The sequence below is a fragment of the Plantibacter sp. ME-Dv--P-095 genome, from assembly GCF_030209365.1.
Taxonomy (GTDB): Bacteria; Actinomycetota; Actinomycetes; order Actinomycetales; family Microbacteriaceae; genus Plantibacter.
The window spans coordinates 315,752-333,614 of sequence record NZ_JARVSB010000004.1; the positions used below are offsets into that span (position 1 = coordinate 315,752).

The window sequence follows — 17,863 nt, forward strand, 5'->3', positions numbered from 1 at the left end:
CCCGCTCGACGGGTGTCGGGGAGGCTGTGCCTAGACTTGACCCATGCCTCGACATCACCGCCATCGGCCTCGGCCCGGCGACGACGAAGGCAACGGGCTCGACCGGCTGCTCGCCGGGTGGAAGCGCACCGAAGACCACCGGGACGGCTCCTGGAATGTCCAACCGGTGTCCGGTTCCAGCGCACAGAAGACCTACGTCTGCCCGGGCTGCGGGCAGACGATCCCGCCGGGTACCGCGCACGTGGTGACCTGGCGCGCGGACGGCGTGCTGGGCGATCAGGCGGACATCGCCGCTCGACGCCATTGGCATGACCGTTGTTGGCGGATCCGTTGAGGGCGCTCCGGTCGCCCGGAGACGCCGACGATCCGCTCCGAGGAGGAGACATCACATGACCGACACCATCGAGATCCGCGGCGGGACCGAGTTGCCCGCCGTCCGCGAGGACATCGAGCTGCACACCAGCGACGGCCTGACCCTCGTCGGTGAGCTCGCCGTGCCGGCGGACGGCCCGATCGTCGCCACCCTGGTGACCCTGCACCCGCTGCCGACCGCTGGTGGGTTCATGGACTCCCATGTGCTCCGGAAGGCCGCCGCACGCCTGCCGGCCCTGGCGGGGATCGCGGTCCTCCGGTTCAACACGCGGGGGACCTCGTCACCCCGCGGGACGAGCGACGGCGCCTTCGACGGTGGTGTGGGCGAACGGGCGGACGTCGAGGCGGCGTTGGCCTTCGTCGCCGAGCGCGGACTCCCGCATCCGTGGTTGCTCGGGTGGTCCTTCGGAACCGAGCTGGCGTTGAAGTACGGACGCGAAGCGGCCGTCGACGGGGTGATCCTCCTCTCGCCGCCGCTCCACCGCACCACCGACGACGAGTTGCGCGCGTGGGCCGCCGACGAACGCCCGATGATCGTGCTCGTCCCGGAGTTCGACGACTTCCTCCGGCCACCGGAGGCGACGGAGCGTTTCGGCGTCCTCCCGGGGGCGACGCTCGTACCGGTCGACGGTGCGAAGCACCTCTGGGTGGGGGAGAGTCAGACCCGACGCGTCCTCACCGAGATCGTGGCCGCGGTGCACCCTGCGGCACTGCCGCTGCCGACGCACTGGCCGACGCCCGAGCGTTCAGCAGCCGTCTAGCAGCCTCCCAGTCACGTCCGATAGCCTGAACCACCTGCGTCTCGTGCCGGCCCGACCCGCCGGAGCCCGTCGGGCGCATGATCACCCGCGTCGTCCCCGGCGCCAGAGGAGAGTATTCCGTGCGTTTCGTTCTCGCCATCGCCGCGTTCGTCGTGGCTGCCGTCATGATCGTGACCGGCATCGCGCAACGGACCGTGTTCCTCCAACCGGGCACGTTCAGCCTGTCGACGACGGTGGACGACGGAGACCGCTTCATCGTCATCCCCGGGAGTGTGCTGCAGTCGCAGCCGGGGGCGCAGTCGATCGTCGCGAGCGCCGGCGGCGACACACAGGTGTTCATGAGCTACGGTCGCGCGGACGACATCACCGCCTGGCTGGGCGACGAGCCCTACAGCCGGGTCGGGGTCAACAGCGCGGGGACCGCGCTGACGACGACGAGCGTCGTCCCGGACGCCGACGACTCCACGGACGACGGTGACGCGTCACCGAGCGACCAGCCCTCGAGCGCTCCCTCCCCGGAGCCGACCGCAGCCGCCCCGGCCGACGACAAGGGTCCCGACCCGCGCGGGTCGGACCTCTGGCTCGGCGAGTACGACGAGGCGGGCGCCGTCATCGCGACGATGAACCTCCCGAAGGACATCGACGTCCTCGTCGCGACCGATGGCAGCGCCGCCGCCCCGGATTCACTCCGTCTCTCCTGGCCCCTCGACAACGCCACCCCGTGGGCCGGGCCGCTGATCGCCGGCGGCATCGTCGTCCTCCTGGCCGGCATCGTGTTGTACCTGTCGGGCATCCAGCGGATGCGTCGCTCCCGCGGCCCGCGCCGCAAGGGTCCCGGCCAAGGACGGAAGGGCCTCACCAAGATGTCGAGACAGCCGAAGCCGCGTCGCCCCCGAGAACTCGGTGCAGGCAAGACCAAGCGCGGTCCGCTCCGCCGTTCCCTGGTGATCGGTGTGCCCCTCGTCCTCGTCGGGACGCTCGGGCTCAGCGGATGTTCACAGGACTACTGGCCCACGATCGGTGCTCCGTCCCCGACGCCGACGGTGACCGCGACCGATCTCCCGGCCGACAGCCAGGATCAGGACTTCGCTGCTCCCGTCGTCACCGTTCCCCAGGTCGAGCGCATCGTGTCGCGCATCTCGACCGCTGCCTCCGAGGCCGACGCCGCGCTCGACGGCACCGCCGCAGCGGTCCGGTTCGCCGGTCCGGCGCTCGCGGAACGCACCGCCAACTACGCCCTCCGTGCGAAGGTCGCCGACGCCGCCGGTGCGACGCCCATCCCGGCGTCGCCCGTCACCCTCACCCTGCCGCAGGCGACCGACGCCTGGCCCCGCACCGTCATGACCGCGATCCAGGACAAGTCGGACGAGACGGTTTCGCCGACCGTCCTCGTCATGACGCAGGAGGACCCGCGGTCGAACTACCAGGTCGTCTACGCGGAGAAGCTCCTCGAAGGCGCACGGCTCGAGAACGTCGCTCCGGCGACGATCGGCGCCGCGAGTGTGCCGCCGGACTCGAAGCTGCTCGTCATGCCGCCCGAGCAGATCGCGGCGGCGTACGCCGACATCATCACCAACGGTGACGCGAGTTCGTTCGCCGGCCTCTTCGACGCCGACGGCGACGTCTTCCGCACGCAGGTCGCCGCCGACCGGGCGACGAAGGCCGCCGGCTTGCCGACGACCGCGAGCATCGCCTTCTCGGCCGTCGCCGGGACCGGTCCGAACGTCGCGCTGGCGACCAACGACTCGGGTGCGATCGTGGCGGTCAACGTCCAGGAGGGTGAGACGGTCAGCGTCGTCACCGCCGGTGCTACCGTGAAACCTCAGGGTTCCGTCGCCGCGCTCTCCGGGATCACCGAGAGCGCGAAGGGGACGCAGGCCACCTACGGTGACCAGCTCCTGTTCTACGTGCCAGCCGTCAACTCCGGAGAGAAGATCACCTTGCTCGGTTTCACCCAGACCCTCACCGCCGCATCGGAGCTCCCGTGAGCGCCGCGGAGCCGAGCGCGGCGCACCTGCGCGGCGCCGTCGACCTGTCCGGCCTCGCCCGTCGCCACCAGGCACCGCCCGCCGGAGCTCCAGCTCAGCCGGGCCAGTCAGGCGCCCCCGCGGAGGCACCCGGCGCGACCACCGGACAGACCGTCGACGTCCCGTCGTTCGTCTTCGACGCGACGGACGACGGATTCGGCCAGGTCGTCGAACTGTCCTCCGTCGTCCCGGTCGTGATCGACCTGTGGGCGGAATGGTGCGGGCCCTGTAAGCAGCTCTCGCCGGTGCTCGAACGTCTCGCTGAGGAATACGCCGGTCGGTTCGTGCTCGCCAAGGTCGACGTCGATGCGAACCCGCAGCTCTCGCAGGCGTTCCAGGCCCAGTCGATCCCGATGGTCGTCGCGGTCGTCGGTGGCCGTCCCGTGCCGATGTTCAACGGTGCGATCCCCGAGTCCCAGGTGCGTGAGGTCATCGAGCAATTGCTCCAGCTGGCCGCGCAGAACGGCGTCTCCGGCCGCGCTGTCGTCGCCGACGGAGCGACCGCAGCCGAGGAGGCGGAGCCGGTGGAGCCGCCCCTGCCGCCGCTGCACGCGGAGGCGTACGAGGCCATCGAGCGCGCCGACTACCCGACGGCCATCGCCGCGTACGAGAAAGCCATCGCCCAGAACCCGAAGGACGACATGGCCGTGGCCGGCCTCGCCCAGGTACGGCTCCTGCACCGTCTCGGCGGGAAGACGTTGGAGGAGATCCGCAGTCGGGCTGCAGCCGCTCCCGCCGACCTCGACGCTCAGTTGGCGGTCGCCGACCTCGACCTGTCCGGCGGTCACGTCGACGACGCCTTCGACCGACTGCTCACGATGTTCCCCGAGCTCGACCAGGCCGACAAGGACACGGTCCGGACGCGCCTGCTCGAGCTGTTCCAGGTCGCCGGTGTCACCGATCCCCGCGTCATGCGGGCTCGGGCGCGGTTGACCGGCCTGCTCTACTGATCCGTCCCGGTCCAGCGGACGACGAAGGCCCGCCTCCCTCAGGAGGCGGGCCTTCGTGCTGCAGCCGGGACGCGACCGCCCGGCTCAGCCGACGTGCTTCAACCAGATCATGCCGAGCGGGGGGAGGGTGAGTTCCGCGGAGGCCGGCCGGCCGGCCCACGGTGCCGCCGTCGCCTCGATCGATCCGTAGTTCCCGACACCCGATCCGCCGTACTCGACGGCGTCCGTGTTGAGCAGCTCCTCCCATCTGCCGGCGCGCGGGAGGCCGACGCGATAAGGCCCGACCGGCGCTCCGGAGAAGTTGACGAGCGCGGCGATGACGTTGCCCTCGTCGTCGGAGCGGATGAACGACAGCACGCTGTTCTGCGCGTCGCCGCCGTCGAGCCACTCGAAGCCGGCGGGGTCGTGGTCGAGCGCCCAGAGCGCGGGATGCTCGGTGTACACCGCGTTGAGCCGCGCGACGAGCCCGAGCAGGGCGCGGTGGCTCGGCTGATCGAGGATCCACCAGTCCAGCCCGCGTTCCTCCGACCATTCGGACGGCTGGCCGAACTCCTGACCCATGAAGAGGAGCTGCTTGCCCGGGTGGGCCCACATGAACGCGAGGTAGGCGCGCATGTTGGCGAGCTGCTGCCAGTGGTCACCCGGCATCTTCGCCAGCAGCGAGCCCTTCCCGTGGACGACCTCGTCGTGGCTGATCGGCAGGAGGAAGTTCTCGCTGAAGGCGTAGACCATCGAGAACGTGATCTCACCGTGGTGGTGCGAGCGGTACAGCGGGTCGTACTGCATGTACTCGAGCGAGTCGTGCATCCAACCCATGTTCCACTTCAGGCCGAAGCCGAGGCCGCCCTCGCTCGTCGGCGCGGTGACGCCGGGCCAACTGGTCGACTCCTCGGCGATCATCACGATGCCGGGGTTGCGGCGGTACGCGGTCGCGTTCGCTTCCTGGAGCAGGCTGATGGCCTCGAGGTTCTCGCGTCCTCCGTGGACGTTCGGGAGCCACTCGCCGTCCTTCCTCGAGTAGTCGAGGTAGAGCATCGAGGCGACGGCATCCACGCGGAGACCGTCGACGTGGAACTCCTCGAGCCAGTACAGGGCGTTGGCGACGAGGAAGTTCTTGACCTGGGGCTGGCCGAAATCGAACACGAGCGTGCCCCAATCCGGCTGCTCGCCGCGTCGCGGGTCCGGGTGCTCGTACAGGGGCTGGCCGTCGAAGTTCGCGAGGGCCCACTCGTCCTTCGGGAAGTGGCCGGGGACCCAGTCCATCAGGACGCCGATCCCGGCGCCGTGGAGTCGGTCGATCAGGTACTTCAAATCGTCGCTCGAACCGAACCGGCTCGTCGGAGCGTAGTAGCCGGTCACCTGGTAGCCCCAGGAGCCGCCGAAGGGGTGCTCGGCCAGCGGCATGAACTCCACGTGCGTGTACCCGAGCTCGCCGATGTACTCGATGAGCTGGTCGGCGAGGTCGCGGTAGCCGAGGCCGGGACGCCACGACCCGACGTGGAGCTCGTAGACGCTCATCGGGCCGTTGTGCGGGTCGCTCGCGGCCCGACGCTCCATCCAGTCGGCGTCGTTCCAGCGGTGGTCGCTGACACCCGTCACGGATGCGGTCGCGGGGGACCGCTCGGTGAACCGGGCCATGGGGTCGGATCGTCGGACCCAGCGGCCGTCCTGGGCCAGGATCTCGAACCGGTACAGCTCTCCGGGACCGACACCCGGGATGAAGAGCTCCCAGACCCCGGTGGCTCCCATGTTCCGCATCGCGTGCGCGGTGCCGTCCCACGAGTTGAGGTCGCCGATGACGCGGACGGCCCGCGCGTGTGGTGCCCACACGGCGAACGCGGTGCCGGTGACACCCTGCTGCTCGGTCACGTGTGCACCGAGGGCGTCCCAGAGCCGTTCGTGGCGTCCCTCACCGATGAGGTGGAGGTCGAGCTCGCCGATGGACGGGGCGAAGCGGTAGGGGTCGTCGGCGTTCCAGGTCGAGCCGTCCCCATAGCGCGCGTCGAGCGTGTAGTCGAGGATGCCGTCGACGTGGAAACCCTGCCAGATGCCGGAGCGGACGTGGGCGAGCTCCACGCGTGCTCCGTTCGCGAGGACCGCAGTGACCTGCTCGGCCAGGGGGCGACGCGCGCGCACCACGACGAGTGGGTCGCTCACCCCGCCCAAATCGACGAGGTGCTGCCCGAGGATCTGGTGCGGATCGTGGTAGCGGCCCTCCGAGACCGCGTCGAGGATCCAGTCGTCGACGGACGGGAGCGGGAGCTCACGCGGGGGCGGAGCCACCTCGGCGGCCAGGGGAGCGGCAGCCCGGCGACCCGAGCGCTTCGGAGCCGCGGCACCGTCGGCGGATGGGGGGATGGTCGTCATGGTCGGATCCTCACGCTCAGGATGTGCACGGGTTCGGTGAAGGCGTCGAGGCGCACGAAGTTGCTGTCGGACCAGATCCACTCGGCCCCGGTCACGAGGTCGGTGACGTCGAAGGTGCCTCCTGGCACGCCGCCGAAGACCGTCTGGTCGAGGTGCACCATGGTCTGTCGTACGGAGTGCGGGTCGAGGTTGGCGACGACGACGATCGTGTCCGGCTCACCCGTCCCGGTGAACCGCTCGTCGAGGTGCTTGCTGTAGACGAGGATCTGGTCGTCGTCGCTCCAGTGGAAGCTGATGTTGCGCAGCTGCCGGAGCGCGGGGTGCGTCCGCCGGATCTGGTTGAGGAGGGTGAGGTACGGCGACAGCGACGTCCCGGCCTCTTCGGCCGCCGCCCAGTCCCGCGGCCGGTACTCGAACTTCTCGCTGTCGATGTTCTCCTCGGCGCCCGGGCGGGCGACGTTCTCGATGAGCTCGTACCCGGCGTACACCCCCCAGGTGGGCGCTGCCGTCGCCGCGATGGCCGCACGCACCTTGTACGCGGCGCGTCCACCGAACTGGAGGTATTCCGTCAGGATGTCGGGGGTGTTCACGAACAGGTTCGGGCGGAGGAAGTCGGCGGTCTCGGTGGCCGCCGCGCCGAGGAACTCCTCGAGTTCCTCCTTCGTGTTCCGCCAGGTGAAGTACGTGTAGCTCTGCTGGAAGCCAGCCTTCGCGAGCCCCTGCAGGAGCGCCGGACGGGTGAACGCCTCCGCGAGGAAGACGACGTCGGGGTCGGTGCGGTTGACCGTCGCGAGGAGCCACTCCCAGAAGTCGAGCGGCTTGGTGTGCGGGTTGTCGACCCGGAAGATGCGGACACCGAGCGAGATCCAGTGGCGGACGATGCGCAGCACCTCGGTGCGGATGCCCTCCGGGTCGTTGTCGAAGTTCACCGGGTAGATGTCCTGGTACTTCTTCGGCGGGTTCTCCGCGTACGCGATCGTGCCGTCCGGCAGTGTCGTGAACCACTCAGGGTGCTCGGTCACCCAGGGGTGGTCGGGCGAGGCCTGCAGGGCGAGGTCCAGTGCGATCTCCAGGCCGAACTTCTTCGCCTGACGGACGAAGGAGACGAAGTCCTTCTCGGTTCCGAGGTCGGGATGGATCGCGTCGTGGCCGCCGGCGGCACCACCGATGGCCCAGGGGGATCCCGGGTCGTGTTCGCCGGGGGTCAGGGTGTTGTTGGGTCCCTTGCGGAACGTCTCACCGATCGGGTGGATGGGCGGCAGGTACAGGACGTCGAAGCCCATCGCGGCCACGGCGGGGAGGCGCGCTGCGGCCGTCCGGAAGGTGCCGGAGGCCCAGGATCCGTCGGGGCGCTGCTCGGCGCCCTCCGACCGGGGGAAGAACTCGTACCACGAGCCGACGCCGGCGCGTGTGCGTTCGACGCGGATGCGTCGCTGCTCACTGGTGCTGGCGAGCCCGGCGAACGGACGTCGTGCGGCGATGGCGAGCAGTTCCGCATCGTCGAGGACGGCGAACCTCGCGTCCGCATCGGCTTCGGCGTCGCGGAGCAGCTTGGCGGCCGTGGTGAGGAATCGGCGGTCCTTGGCTGGTCGGAGCTTGTCGGTCGTGGCCCGCTCGAGCAGTTCCGCTCCGATGAGGTACATGAGCTCGACGTCGATGCCGGCCTCGATCTTCACCCGGGCGTTGTGCTCCCAGGTGGCGAACTCGTCGGCGAAGGCACGCACCTGGTAGCTCCAGGTCCCCTCGGTGGCGAGCTGGACCTGGACCTCGAAGCGGTCGGTACCGGGAGCGCCCGGCGCCATCCGATGGGCCACCGTCTTCCCGCGGGGGTCGGTGAGCAGGAGCTCGACCCCGATGAGGTCATGGCCTTCTCGGAACGCGGTCGCCCCGAAGGGGACCACCTCTCCCGAGAACGCCTTGGCCGGCCAACGCCCGCCTTCGACGGAGGGGGTCGGATCGAGGATCGGGATGCGCCCGATGTTCGGGGTGAGTGTGAGCGACACCGTTCCGGCGTCGTCGACGGTGGAGGACTGCGGTACTGACTTCGGCATAGTGCGTTCCATCTCCTTCGGTGCCACTCGTCCGACCGTACCGCGAAACGTGGGCCGATGAAGGGCCGCGCGGGGTGTCGCGCGTCATGCTAAGGCGTCCGGTGTGGCGCCGTCGCGGCGGCCGGGCCGGGGGCCGGTCGGACGGCCGGTGGGGGTGCCATAGAGTGAGCGCGTGAAGGCTATCCGCAGGTTTACCGTCCGCGCACTCATCCCGGAGTCCCTGACCTCGCTGACCGCCCTCGCGGCCAATCTCCGCTGGTCCTGGCACGAGCCGACGCAGCGCCTCTTCGACGAGATCGCCCCGGACGTCTGGCGGGAGTCCGGGCACGACCCGATCACGGGCCTCGGCCTCGTCACCCCCGAACGGTTGGCCGAGCTCGCGGCGAATGCCGACTTCGTCGGTCGCGCCGAAGCGCTCCATGCCGACCTCCGCCGGTATCTCGAGGAGCCGCGCTGGTACCAGGGGCTTCCCGACCCGAAGCCGCAGACGATCGCCTACTTCTCTCCCGAGTTCGGCGTCGCCGCCGCGCTCCCGCAGTACTCGGGCGGGCTCGGGATCCTCGCCGGAGACCACCTGAAGAGCGCGTCGGACCTCGGGGTGCCCCTCGTCGGTGTCGGTCTCCTGTACCGCTCGGGGTACTTCGCCCAGTCGATCACGAACGACGGATGGCAGCAGGAGTCCTATCCGGTGCAGGACCCCGACGGGCTCCCACTGACAGTCCTCCGGGAACCGGACGGGACGCCGGTCACCGTCACGCTCGCTCTGCCCGAGGACCGCAGCCTGTCCGCGCGCGTCTGGATCGCCGAGGTCGGCCGTGTCCCACTCCTGTTGCTCGACACTGACATCCCCGAGAACGTCGCGGAGTTGCGTGCGGTCACCGACCGGCTCTACGGCGGCGGCGGCGAGCATCGACTCCACCAGGAGCTCCTGCTCGGCATCGGCGGCGTCCGGGCGATCAAACAGTGGAGCGAGTTGACGGACCACCCGCTCCCGCAGGTGTACCACTCGAACGAAGGCCATGCCGGGTTCCTCGGTCTGGAACGGATCAGCGACCTGGTCGGGAACGGCCTCTCCTTCGACGAGGCGCTGCAGCTCGTTCGCGGCGGCACGGTGTTCACCACCCACACGCCGGTGCCCGCCGGCATCGACCGCTTCGAGAACGACGTGATCGAGCGGTACTTCTCGGGCGACCTGCTCCCCGGCGTGGCCGCACCGGACGTCCTCGCGCTCGGCGACGAGACCGCGAACGGCGGTTCGCCGGAGGTGTTCAACCTGGCGATCATGGGACTCCGTCTGGCGCAGCGCGCGAACGGCGTGAGCCGACTCCACGGGGAGGTCAGCCGTGCGATGTTCCGAGGCCTCTGGCCGGGATTCGACGTCTCTGACGTGCCCATCACCTCGATCACGAACGGCGTGCACGCCCCGAGCTGGACGGACCCGGCTCTCATCGGGTTCGCCGACGAACGGTGGGGAGGGATCGAGCCGGGCCGCGCCGACTGGGCCGGTCCGTCGGTCTCCGATGACGAGCTCTGGGCGCTCAAGCGGGGGATGCGCGAGCGGCTGGTCGCCGACGTGCGCCGTCGGATCGCCGACGGATACCGTGCGCAGAATCCGCTCGCCGTCGTGCCGTCCTGGATCGACGAACTCCTCGACCCGGAGGTCCTGACCATCGGGTTCGCCCGGCGGGTGCCGGGGTACAAGCGCCTCACCCTCATGATGCGCGACCCCGACCGACTGCGCTCGCTGCTCCTGCACCCGGATCGACCGATCCAGATCGTCGTCGCCGGGAAGGCACATCCGGCGGACGACGAGGGGAAGCGCCTCATCCAACGACTCGTGCAGTTCGCCCAGGACCCGCTCCTGCGCGCACGCATCGTCTTCCTGCCGGATTACGGCATCGGGATGGCCAAGACCCTCTACCCGGGGTGCGACGTGTGGTTGAACAACCCACTCCGGCCACTCGAGGCCTGCGGGACGTCGGGCATGAAGGCCGCGCTCAACGGAGCGCTCAACCTGTCGATCCTCGACGGCTGGTGGAACGAGTACGCGGACGGGGAGAACGGGTGGGCGATCCCGTCCGCCGACGGCACGCCGGACGACGACGAGCGCGACGCCCTCGAGGCGGCGTCGCTCTACGACGTCATCGAACACCAGCTCGCGCCCCGGTACTACGACCGCGAGCACGGTGCACCGCCGTGGCGCTGGTTGCAGATGGTGCGGCACACGATCTCCACGCTGTCGGAGCCGCTGAGCGCCGACCGGATGGTGCGCGAGTACACCGAGCGGATGTACCTTCCGGCGGCGGCGATGGAACGTGCGCTGTCCGCGTCCGATCAGCTCGGCGCCCGCGATCTGGCGGCCTACAAACGACGCGTGCGGGACGCCTGGCCGCAGTTGGCCGTCGCCCACGTCGAGAGCGGCGGTGTCGACGAGGTGCCGCAGGTCGGCGACGTGCTGCGATTGCGAGCGTACGTCCAGCTCGGCTCGCTGTCACCGGACGATGTGACCGTCGAGGTGGTCTCCGGGGTCCCCGGAGCCACGGGCGAGTTGCTCGACGTCCGTTCGCAGCCGCTCGATCAGCAGCAGACTCCGTCCACGAGCCGACCGGAGCACACCCTCGAATACGCGGGCACCCTGCCACTCGATCGCGCGGGTGGCTTCGGGTACACGGTCCGCATCGTTCCGAAGCACGAGTTGCTGCTCACGCCGGCGGAGCTCGGACTGGTCGCCCTGGCGGACCAGTAGGGGCGGGGTCAGCGCGCGATCCGGGCCAGGAGGGCGGAGACCGCCGTGCGCAGCCCCTCCGGGGCGAGTTCGAGGTCGAAGCCCCGCCGTCCACCTGACACGAACACCGTCTCGTGGTCCGTCGCGCTCGCGTCGAGGACGGTCGGTAGCGATGCCCGCTGCCCGATCGGGCTGATGCCACCGACCACGTAGCCGGTCTTGCGTTCCGCGACAGCCGGATCGGCCAGACGTGCGCGTTTCCCGCCGACCGCCGTGGCGAGTGCCTTCAGGTCGAGCTGCCCGGAGACCGGGACGACGGCCACGACGAGCGACCCGTCGACCTCGGTCATCAGGGTCTTGAAGACGCGGGACGGGTCCACGCCGAGGGCTGCGGCGGCTTCGAGCCCGAACGCGGTCGTCGACGGGTCGTGCTGGTACGGCCGCGGGGTGAAGGCGATCCCGAGCTCGATCAACGCCAGCGTCGCCGGCGTGCTCGCGCCCTCGGCCTTCCGTCGCGCCACCGTCAGACGGCCTGGAACAGCTGCATGGACGTGGCGGCGACCGAGACCGTGCGTCCGGGGGAGAACTCGTCCTCGCCGGCCACCGGGACGTCGTCCGCGGAGTTCCAGATGCGTCGGTAGGCGGTCACCCCGTCGTGTTCCGGCAACGTGACGTCGACCGGTTGCTCGACCCCGTGCACGATGAGCAGGACGCGGTCGAGCGCCTCGGACTCCGGCGTGCTCGTCGAGAAGAACTGCAGGGTGCGGTTCCGGGGGCTCGTCCAGTCGTCCGTACTCATCGTCCCGCCGGTGGCGTCGAACCAGTCCATGGCGCTCGCGCCTGGCACCGTCGTGCCGGCGGTCGCGAAGTGCTCGGGGCGGAGCGCGGGATGCTCGCGCCGCAGCTCGAGGAGCCTGCGGCTGTGCGCGAGGAGCTGATCCTGCCAGGGTTCCCGCGTCCACCCGACCCAGGTCAGTTCCGAATCGTGACAGTAGGCGTTGTTGTTGCCGCGCTGGCTGCGTCCGAACTCGTCACCCGCGGTGATCATCGGGATGCCGGCCGACAGCAGGAGCGTCCCGAGCAGGTTGCGCATCGCCTTCCGGCGGCCCGCGAGGATCGCCTCGTCGTCTGTCGGACCTTCGGCGCCGTGGTTGAACGACCGGTTGTTGTCCGTCCCGTCCCGGTTCGACTCGCCGTTGCCGACGTTGTGCTTCACGTCGTACGACACGAGGTCGGCGAGCGTGAAGCCGTCGTGGGCCGTGATGAAGTTGACCGACGCGAGCGGCCCGCGCTCGGCCGAGAAGGTGTTGCTCGATCCGGCCAATCGTGTCGCGAAGCCGCCGATACCCACGGGGGCGTCGGCGCGTCTGGCGTAGTCGATGTCGGAGAGCCAGAAGTTGCGCACGCGGTCGCGGTACCGGTCGTTCCACTCATGCCAACCGCTCGGGAAGTTGCCGGTCTGCCAACCGCCCATCCCGACGTCCCAGGGTTCGGCGATCATCTTCGCGTCGACGAGTGCCGGATCGCTGATGATCGCCCCGAGCAGCGGGTGGTCCGGGGTGAACTCGACCGCCTCGTTCCGACCGAGCGTCGCGGCGAGGTCGAAGCGGAACCCGTCGATCTGCACCTCGTCCGCCCAGTAGCGCAGGGAGTCGAGCACCAGGCGTTGGGGGACCGGGTGGCCGAAGTCGACGGTGTTGCCGCACCCGGTCACGTCGATGTACGCGCCGGTGGCATCCTGGCGGTAGTAGCTCGCGTTGTCGATCCCGCGGAGGCTCGTGCGTGGGCCGCCCGGCCCCTCCTCGGCGGTGTGGTTGTAGACGACGTCGAGGATGACCTCGAGCCCCGCCTCGTGGAGCAGTTTGACCATGCCCTTGAACTCACGGAGCACCGCGTCGGCGCCACCCGCCTGGGCGGCCTTCGTGGCGTACGCGGCGTGTGGGCTGAAGAAGTTGAGGGTGTTGTAGCCCCAGTAGTTGACGAGGCCCTGCTTGATGAGGCGCTGCTCCGAGGTGTACGCGTGCACCGGCAGGAGTTCCACGCTCGTCACGCCCAGCTCGTGCAGGTGCGCGATCATCGCGGGATGGGCGAGACCAGCGTAGGTTCCGCGCAGCTCCTCGGGGACGTCGGGGTGCAACTTACTGAGCCCCTTGACGTGCGCCTCGTACACCACGGTGCGGTCGAGCGGGATACGCGGTTTCTGCACACCACCCCAGTCGAACGCGTCGTCGACGACGACGGAGCGCCACTGCTCGGCGGACACCCGCGCGAGACCGCGGGCATACGGATCGAGGAGCAGCAGGTGCGGGTCGAAGGCGTTGTTCGGCGTCGACGGCCCAGATGCACGGACGGCGTAGCGTCGACCGTGCACGAGCTCCTCGGACCGGGCGCTCCACACCGCACCCTCGTCGCGGGTCATCTCGACCGACTGGGTGATCCAGTTCAGATCCTTGTCGTCGAAGATCACGAGTTCGAGTGCATCTGCATGCTCCGACCACACACGGAGCTCACCACCGGACGGGCCGAGGCGGACGCCGAGATCGTGGAGGGGGTCACCAGCGTTCATGGGTTCTACAGTAGTGAGTGCAGCAGTCGCCGAGATCCGCGGACGCGGCGACGAGAGGAGGGGCGGCATGGTGGTGTACCTGGACCACGCCGCCACGACCCCCGTGCGTCCCGAGGTCATCGACGCCTACGCGGCCGCCATGGCCACCGTCGGGAACCCAGCGTCGATCCACGGACCCGGGCAACAGGCTCGCCGGCTCCTCGAGGAGGCTCGGGAGCGGATCGCGCAGACCCTCGGCTGCGATCCGATCGAACTCGTCTTCACCTCGGGCGGTACCGAGTCCATCAACCTCGCGTTGAAGGGGCTCTACTGGCACCGCCAACGGGACCGTCGCCGCACCGCGGTCCTCGCACCCGCCGGCGAGCACCACGCCACCCTGGACACCGTCGAATGGCTCGAACGCCACGAGGCCGCGACGCCGTTGTGGGCCCCGCTCGACCACCTCGGAGCCGTCTCGCTCGAACGCACCGAGGAGCTCTACGCGGAACACGGCGACGACATCGCCGTCGCCACGGCCCTCTGGGCGAACAACGAGGTCGGCACCATCCAGCCCGCCGCACGACTCGCGGCGCTCGCCGCAGCAGCGGGCGTGCCGTTCCACCTGGACGCCGTGTCGGCATACGGACATCTGCCGATCGACTTGGCCGGCCTGCGTGCCGCGTCCGGTTCGACCGGGGCCGGCGGTCTCGTGGCCATCAGCGTGTCCGCGCACAAGATCGGCGGACCGGTGGGCGTCGGCGCTTTGGTGGTCAGCCGGGCGGCGGTCGTGGAGCCCTTGCAGCACGGTGGCGGCCAGCAGCGTGGCCTCCGCTCCGGTACCCAGGACGTCGCAGCCGCGATCGGGTTCGCCGTCGCCGCCGAGGCGACGGAGCGGGAACGGGTTGCCGAGCAGCAGCGGTTGCAGGCGCTCCGGGACCGGCTCATCGCGGGCGTCCGTTCCGCGGTGCCCGAGGCTGAGCTCACCGGCGACCCCGTGGAACGACTGGCCTCGAACGTGCACCTCGTCCTCCCGGGGACCCAGGGCGACTCCATGCTGTTCCTCCTCGACCTCGCTGGGGTCGCGGTGTCCACGGGCTCTGCGTGTCAGGCCGGTGTCCCCGAACCGTCCCACGTCCTGCTCGCCATGGGGCGCTCGGAGTCGGACGCCCGCGCAGCTCTGCGGATCACGCTCGGCAGGACGACGACCGAGGACGACGTCGACCGCTTCCTGCAGGCGCTTCCCTCGGCCTATGCACAGGCGAGCCGGGCCGGCTCCGCGGATCGCGACACGGCGCTCGGCGCGCGGCCCTGAGCCCACGCGCCCGATCACTTGCGGGTGGCTGTCCGGCGACTGGCGCGTAGACTTGCCCGGTGAAGGTTCTGGCAGCGATGAGTGGTGGGGTCGATTCCGCCGTGGCAGCGGCACGCGCCGTCGATGCGGGCCATGAGGTGGTCGGGGTCCACCTGGCCCTCAGCCGGATGCCGGGCACGCTCCGGACCGGCAGCCGGGGGTGCTGCACCATCGAGGATTCGATGGACGCCCAGCGGGCGGCGAACCTCATCGGCATCCCGTACTACGTCTGGGACTTCTCCGAGCGCTTCAAGCTCGACGTCGTCGACGACTTCATCGCGGAGTATCGTGCGGGCCGCACGCCGAACCCATGCATGCGCTGCAACGAGAAGATCAAGTTCGCCGCACTGCTGGAGAAGGCGCTCGACCTCGGGTTCGACGCGGTCGTGACCGGCCACTACGCCACGATCGTCACGAGCCCCGAGGGCGATCGCGAGCTGCACCGCGCGAGCGCCTGGGCGAAGGACCAGTCGTACGTCCTGGGCGTGCTCACCGCCGAGCAGCTCGCGCACTCGATGTTCCCGCTCGGTGCGACGCCGTCGAAGGCCGAGGTACGTGCCGAGGCCGCGGAGCGCGGCTTCACCGTCGCGAACAAGCCCGACAGCCACGACATCTGCTTCATCCCCGACGGCGACACGAAGGGCTGGTTGGGGGAGCGGGTCGGCACCGAGACCGGCCAGGTCCTCGACCGCGACGGCGCGGTCGTCGGTTCGCACGAGGGCGCGCACGCGTTCACCGTCGGACAGCGCAAGGGGCTGCACCTCGGCGTACCGGCCCCGGACGGTCGTCCGCGCTTCGTCCTCGAGGTGCGTCCCAAGGACAACACCGTCGTGGTGGGGCCGAAGGAGGCTCTCGCCATCGGCGAGATCGCCGGCTCCCGGTACACCTGGGCGGGCCGTGCTCCGGCCGTCGGCGTGGACCCGATCCCGTGCGACGTCCAGATCCGTGCCCACGCCGACCCGGTCCCGGCCGCGCTGGCCCTCGTCGACGGCGAACTCGTCGTCCACCCGGAGACGCCGCTCGACGGGGTCGCGCCCGGACAGACCGCGGTGCTCTACAGCGGAACGCGCGTCTTGGGACAGTTCACGATCGACCGCACCGTCAGCGCTGTACCCGCCGGCGTCGGCGCCTGACACCCCGGAACGACCGAACGCCCGGCGAACGATGCTCGCCGGGCGTTCCGCGTCCGATGCTCAGGCTCCGGCGGTCGTCCCCGACTTCGAAGCCTTGGCCTTCTTCGGCTTCTTGACGAACAGCGTCTCGGCCTCTTCGAGGGTGAGCCCGTTCGTCTCCGGGATCTTCGCGAGTACGAACACGAACGAGAGCAGGGCGAAGAACGCGTACATGCCGTACGTCACCGGGAGCGAGAACGCGGCGAGACCCGGGAAGCTCACGGTGATGAGGAAGTTGGCGATCCACTGGGCCATCGCCGCCACACCGAGGGCCTTGGCACGCAGGCGGTTCGGGAAGATCTCGCCGAGGAGGACCCAGACGAGTGGACCCCAGGAGGCGCCGAACGCGACGACGAACACGTTGGCGGCGATCAGTGCGATCGTGCCCCAGGGCTGCGGCAGCGACACCTCGCCCGCGCTGTCGGTGACCGACTGGGTGAAGGCGATCGCCATGGCCCCGAGCGAGACCGTCATCCCGATGGATCCGGCGAGGAGGATCGGCCGGCGACCGATGCGGTCGACGAGCAGGATCGCCACGATCGTGACGGCGACGTTCGTCACCGAGGTGATGACCGAGATGAGCAGCGAGTCGGACTCCTGGAATCCAACCGCCTTCCAGAGGGTCGTCGAGTAGTAGAAGATGACGTTGATGCCGACGAACTGCTGGAAGATCGAGAGGATGACACCGATCCACACGATCGGGAGCAGACCGAACTTCCCGCCCCAGAGCGAGGCCTTCTTCTGCTGCTCGTCGTCCTTCACCGCCTGCTCGGCGAGCTTGACGGCGCGGTCGACCTCCTCCTGCGGCCAGACCGTCGCGAAGATGCGGCGGGCCTCGTCGGCCTTGCCCTTGCGGACGAGGAAGCGTGGCGACTCGGGGAGCCGCATGGCCAGGAGCCCGTAGACGACGGCGGGGATGGCGCAGGCGATGAACATCCAGCGCCAGGCTTCGACGCCGAACCACAGCGGGTTGGACGCACCGCCGGCGACGCCCGCGAGGACGGAGTCGGACAGGAGCGCAGCGAAGATGCCGAGGGTGATGGCGAGCTGCTGCAGGGAGGCGAGGCGTCCGCGGATGGCGCTCGGCGCGATCTCGGCGATGTAGGCCGGAGCCACGACGGATGCGATGCCGATGCCGAGACCGCCGACGACGCGCCACAGGATCAGGTCCCAGGGGGAGAAGGCGAAGCCGGCGCCGAAGGAGGAGACGAAGAAGAGACCGGCACCGAGGAGCATCGTGAAGATGCGTCCGCGGCTGTCCGCGATCCGGCCGGCGAGGTAGGCGCCGAGCGCGCATCCCAGCAGGGCTGAGGCGACGGCGAAGCCGATCAGCCCCTCGCTCAGCTGGAAGTGGTCCTGCATGGCGTCGACCGCGCCGTTGACCACGGAGGAGTCGAAGCCGAAGAGGAAGCCACCGACCGCGGCGGAGACGGAGATACCGATGACGCGCGCGGTGAGCTGCTTACTGGTAGGAGCCGCCCCCGTTCCTGGCCTGCTGGACTGGGACATGGTTCCTCCGATTCCGCGCGCATGGTTCCTGCG

The 17,863-nt window shown here is 69.9% G+C and carries 12 protein-coding genes; 7 read left to right on the forward strand and 5 right to left on the reverse strand.

Going from position 1 to position 17,863, the window contains the following annotated elements; genetic code table 11:
- Window positions 1-43: 43 nt before the first annotated feature.
- The 4 genes from QRN26_RS06640 to QRN26_RS06655 all read left to right on the forward strand — a co-directional run bounded on the left by QRN26_RS06640 (window position 44) and on the right by QRN26_RS06655 (window position 4,110).
- Complete coding sequence (locus QRN26_RS06640; protein ID WP_082455836.1) at window positions 44-334, forward strand: Rv1322 family protein; 291 nt, start codon at window positions 44-46, stop codon at window positions 332-334.
- Window positions 335-389: 55 nt separating this feature from the next.
- Complete coding sequence (locus QRN26_RS06645; RefSeq protein WP_056778044.1) at window positions 390-1,133, forward strand: alpha/beta hydrolase; 744 nt, start codon at window positions 390-392, stop codon at window positions 1,131-1,133.
- Between the two features lie 119 nt (window positions 1,134-1,252).
- Window positions 1,253-3,121 (forward strand): DUF8094 domain-containing protein, encoded by a 1,869-nt coding sequence (locus QRN26_RS06650; RefSeq protein WP_285035958.1) that lies wholly within the window; start codon window positions 1,253-1,255, stop codon window positions 3,119-3,121.
- Complete coding sequence (locus QRN26_RS06655) at window positions 3,118-4,110, forward strand: tetratricopeptide repeat protein (RefSeq protein ID WP_285035959.1); 993 nt, start codon at window positions 3,118-3,120, stop codon at window positions 4,108-4,110. The genes QRN26_RS06650 and QRN26_RS06655 overlap by 4 nt, the downstream gene beginning before the upstream one ends.
- 84 nt (window positions 4,111-4,194) lie before the next feature.
- Here the strand turns inward: QRN26_RS06655 and glgB are convergent, their stop codons facing one another.
- Together glgB and QRN26_RS06665 are read right to left on the reverse strand one after the other, a co-directional pair.
- Window positions 4,195-6,477 (reverse strand): 1,4-alpha-glucan branching protein GlgB, encoded by a 2,283-nt coding sequence (gene glgB / locus QRN26_RS06660; protein WP_285035960.1) that lies wholly within the window; start codon window positions 6,475-6,477, stop codon window positions 4,195-4,197.
- On the reverse strand, window positions 6,474-8,528 hold the full coding sequence (locus QRN26_RS06665; RefSeq protein WP_285035962.1) for a maltotransferase domain-containing protein: 2,055 nt from the start codon (window positions 8,526-8,528) through the stop codon (window positions 6,474-6,476). Before QRN26_RS06665 ends, glgB begins: the two co-directional genes overlap by 4 nt.
- Window positions 8,529-8,700: 172 nt before the next feature.
- On the opposite strand from QRN26_RS06665, the gene glgP reads away from it, so the two are divergent.
- Entirely contained in the window at window positions 8,701-11,274 is a 2,574-nt protein-coding gene (gene glgP / locus QRN26_RS06670) for an alpha-glucan family phosphorylase (protein ID WP_285035964.1), read from the forward strand.
- Between the two features lie 8 nt (window positions 11,275-11,282).
- Here the strand turns inward: glgP and ybaK are convergent, their stop codons facing one another.
- Window positions 11,283-11,774: a Cys-tRNA(Pro) deacylase gene (gene ybaK, locus QRN26_RS06675; protein WP_285035966.1), complete on the reverse strand. Its 492-nt coding sequence runs from the start codon at window positions 11,772-11,774 to the stop codon at window positions 11,283-11,285.
- Window positions 11,775-11,776: 2 nt separating this feature from the next.
- Entirely contained in the window at window positions 11,777-13,819 is a 2,043-nt protein-coding gene (gene glgX, locus QRN26_RS06680; RefSeq protein WP_285035967.1) for a glycogen debranching protein GlgX, read from the reverse strand.
- A 67-nt stretch (window positions 13,820-13,886) separates the two neighbouring features.
- Between glgX and QRN26_RS06685 the strand changes: the two genes are divergently transcribed.
- On the forward strand, window positions 13,887-15,110 hold the full coding sequence (locus QRN26_RS06685) for a cysteine desulfurase family protein (protein WP_056778030.1): 1,224 nt from the start codon (window positions 13,887-13,889) through the stop codon (window positions 15,108-15,110).
- Between the two features lie 59 nt (window positions 15,111-15,169).
- Window positions 15,170-16,282 (forward strand): tRNA 2-thiouridine(34) synthase MnmA, encoded by a 1,113-nt coding sequence (gene mnmA, locus QRN26_RS06690; protein ID WP_235526745.1) that lies wholly within the window; start codon window positions 15,170-15,172, stop codon window positions 16,280-16,282.
- Window positions 16,283-16,342: 60 nt separating this feature from the next.
- Here mnmA and QRN26_RS06695 read toward each other — a convergent pair whose 3' ends face one another.
- Window positions 16,343-17,830, reverse strand: a complete 1,488-nt coding sequence (locus tag QRN26_RS06695; RefSeq protein ID WP_056778026.1) for a sugar porter family MFS transporter — start codon at window positions 17,828-17,830, stop codon at window positions 16,343-16,345.
- Window positions 17,831-17,863: the final 33 nt, after the last annotated feature.

Bases quoted from the DNA above. Each gene is read 5' to 3' on its own strand.
- QRN26_RS06665 (WP_285035962.1), bottom strand. From the start codon at position 8,528: ATGCCGAAGTCAGTACCGCAGTCCTCCACCGTCGACGACGCCGGAACG.
- glgX (WP_285035967.1), bottom strand. From the start codon at position 13,819: ATGAACGCTGGTGACCCCCTCCACGATCTCGGCGTCCGCCTCGGCCCG.
- glgB (WP_285035960.1), bottom strand. From the start codon at position 6,477: ATGACGACCATCCCCCCATCCGCCGACGGTGCCGCGGCTCCGAAGCGC.
- QRN26_RS06645 (WP_056778044.1), top strand. From the start codon at position 390: ATGACCGACACCATCGAGATCCGCGGCGGGACCGAGTTGCCCGCCGTC.
- QRN26_RS06695 (WP_056778026.1), bottom strand. From the start codon at position 17,830: ATGTCCCAGTCCAGCAGGCCAGGAACGGGGGCGGCTCCTACCAGTAAG.
- QRN26_RS06685 (WP_056778030.1), top strand. From the start codon at position 13,887: ATGGTGGTGTACCTGGACCACGCCGCCACGACCCCCGTGCGTCCCGAG.
- QRN26_RS06640 (WP_082455836.1), top strand. From the start codon at position 44: ATGCCTCGACATCACCGCCATCGGCCTCGGCCCGGCGACGACGAAGGC.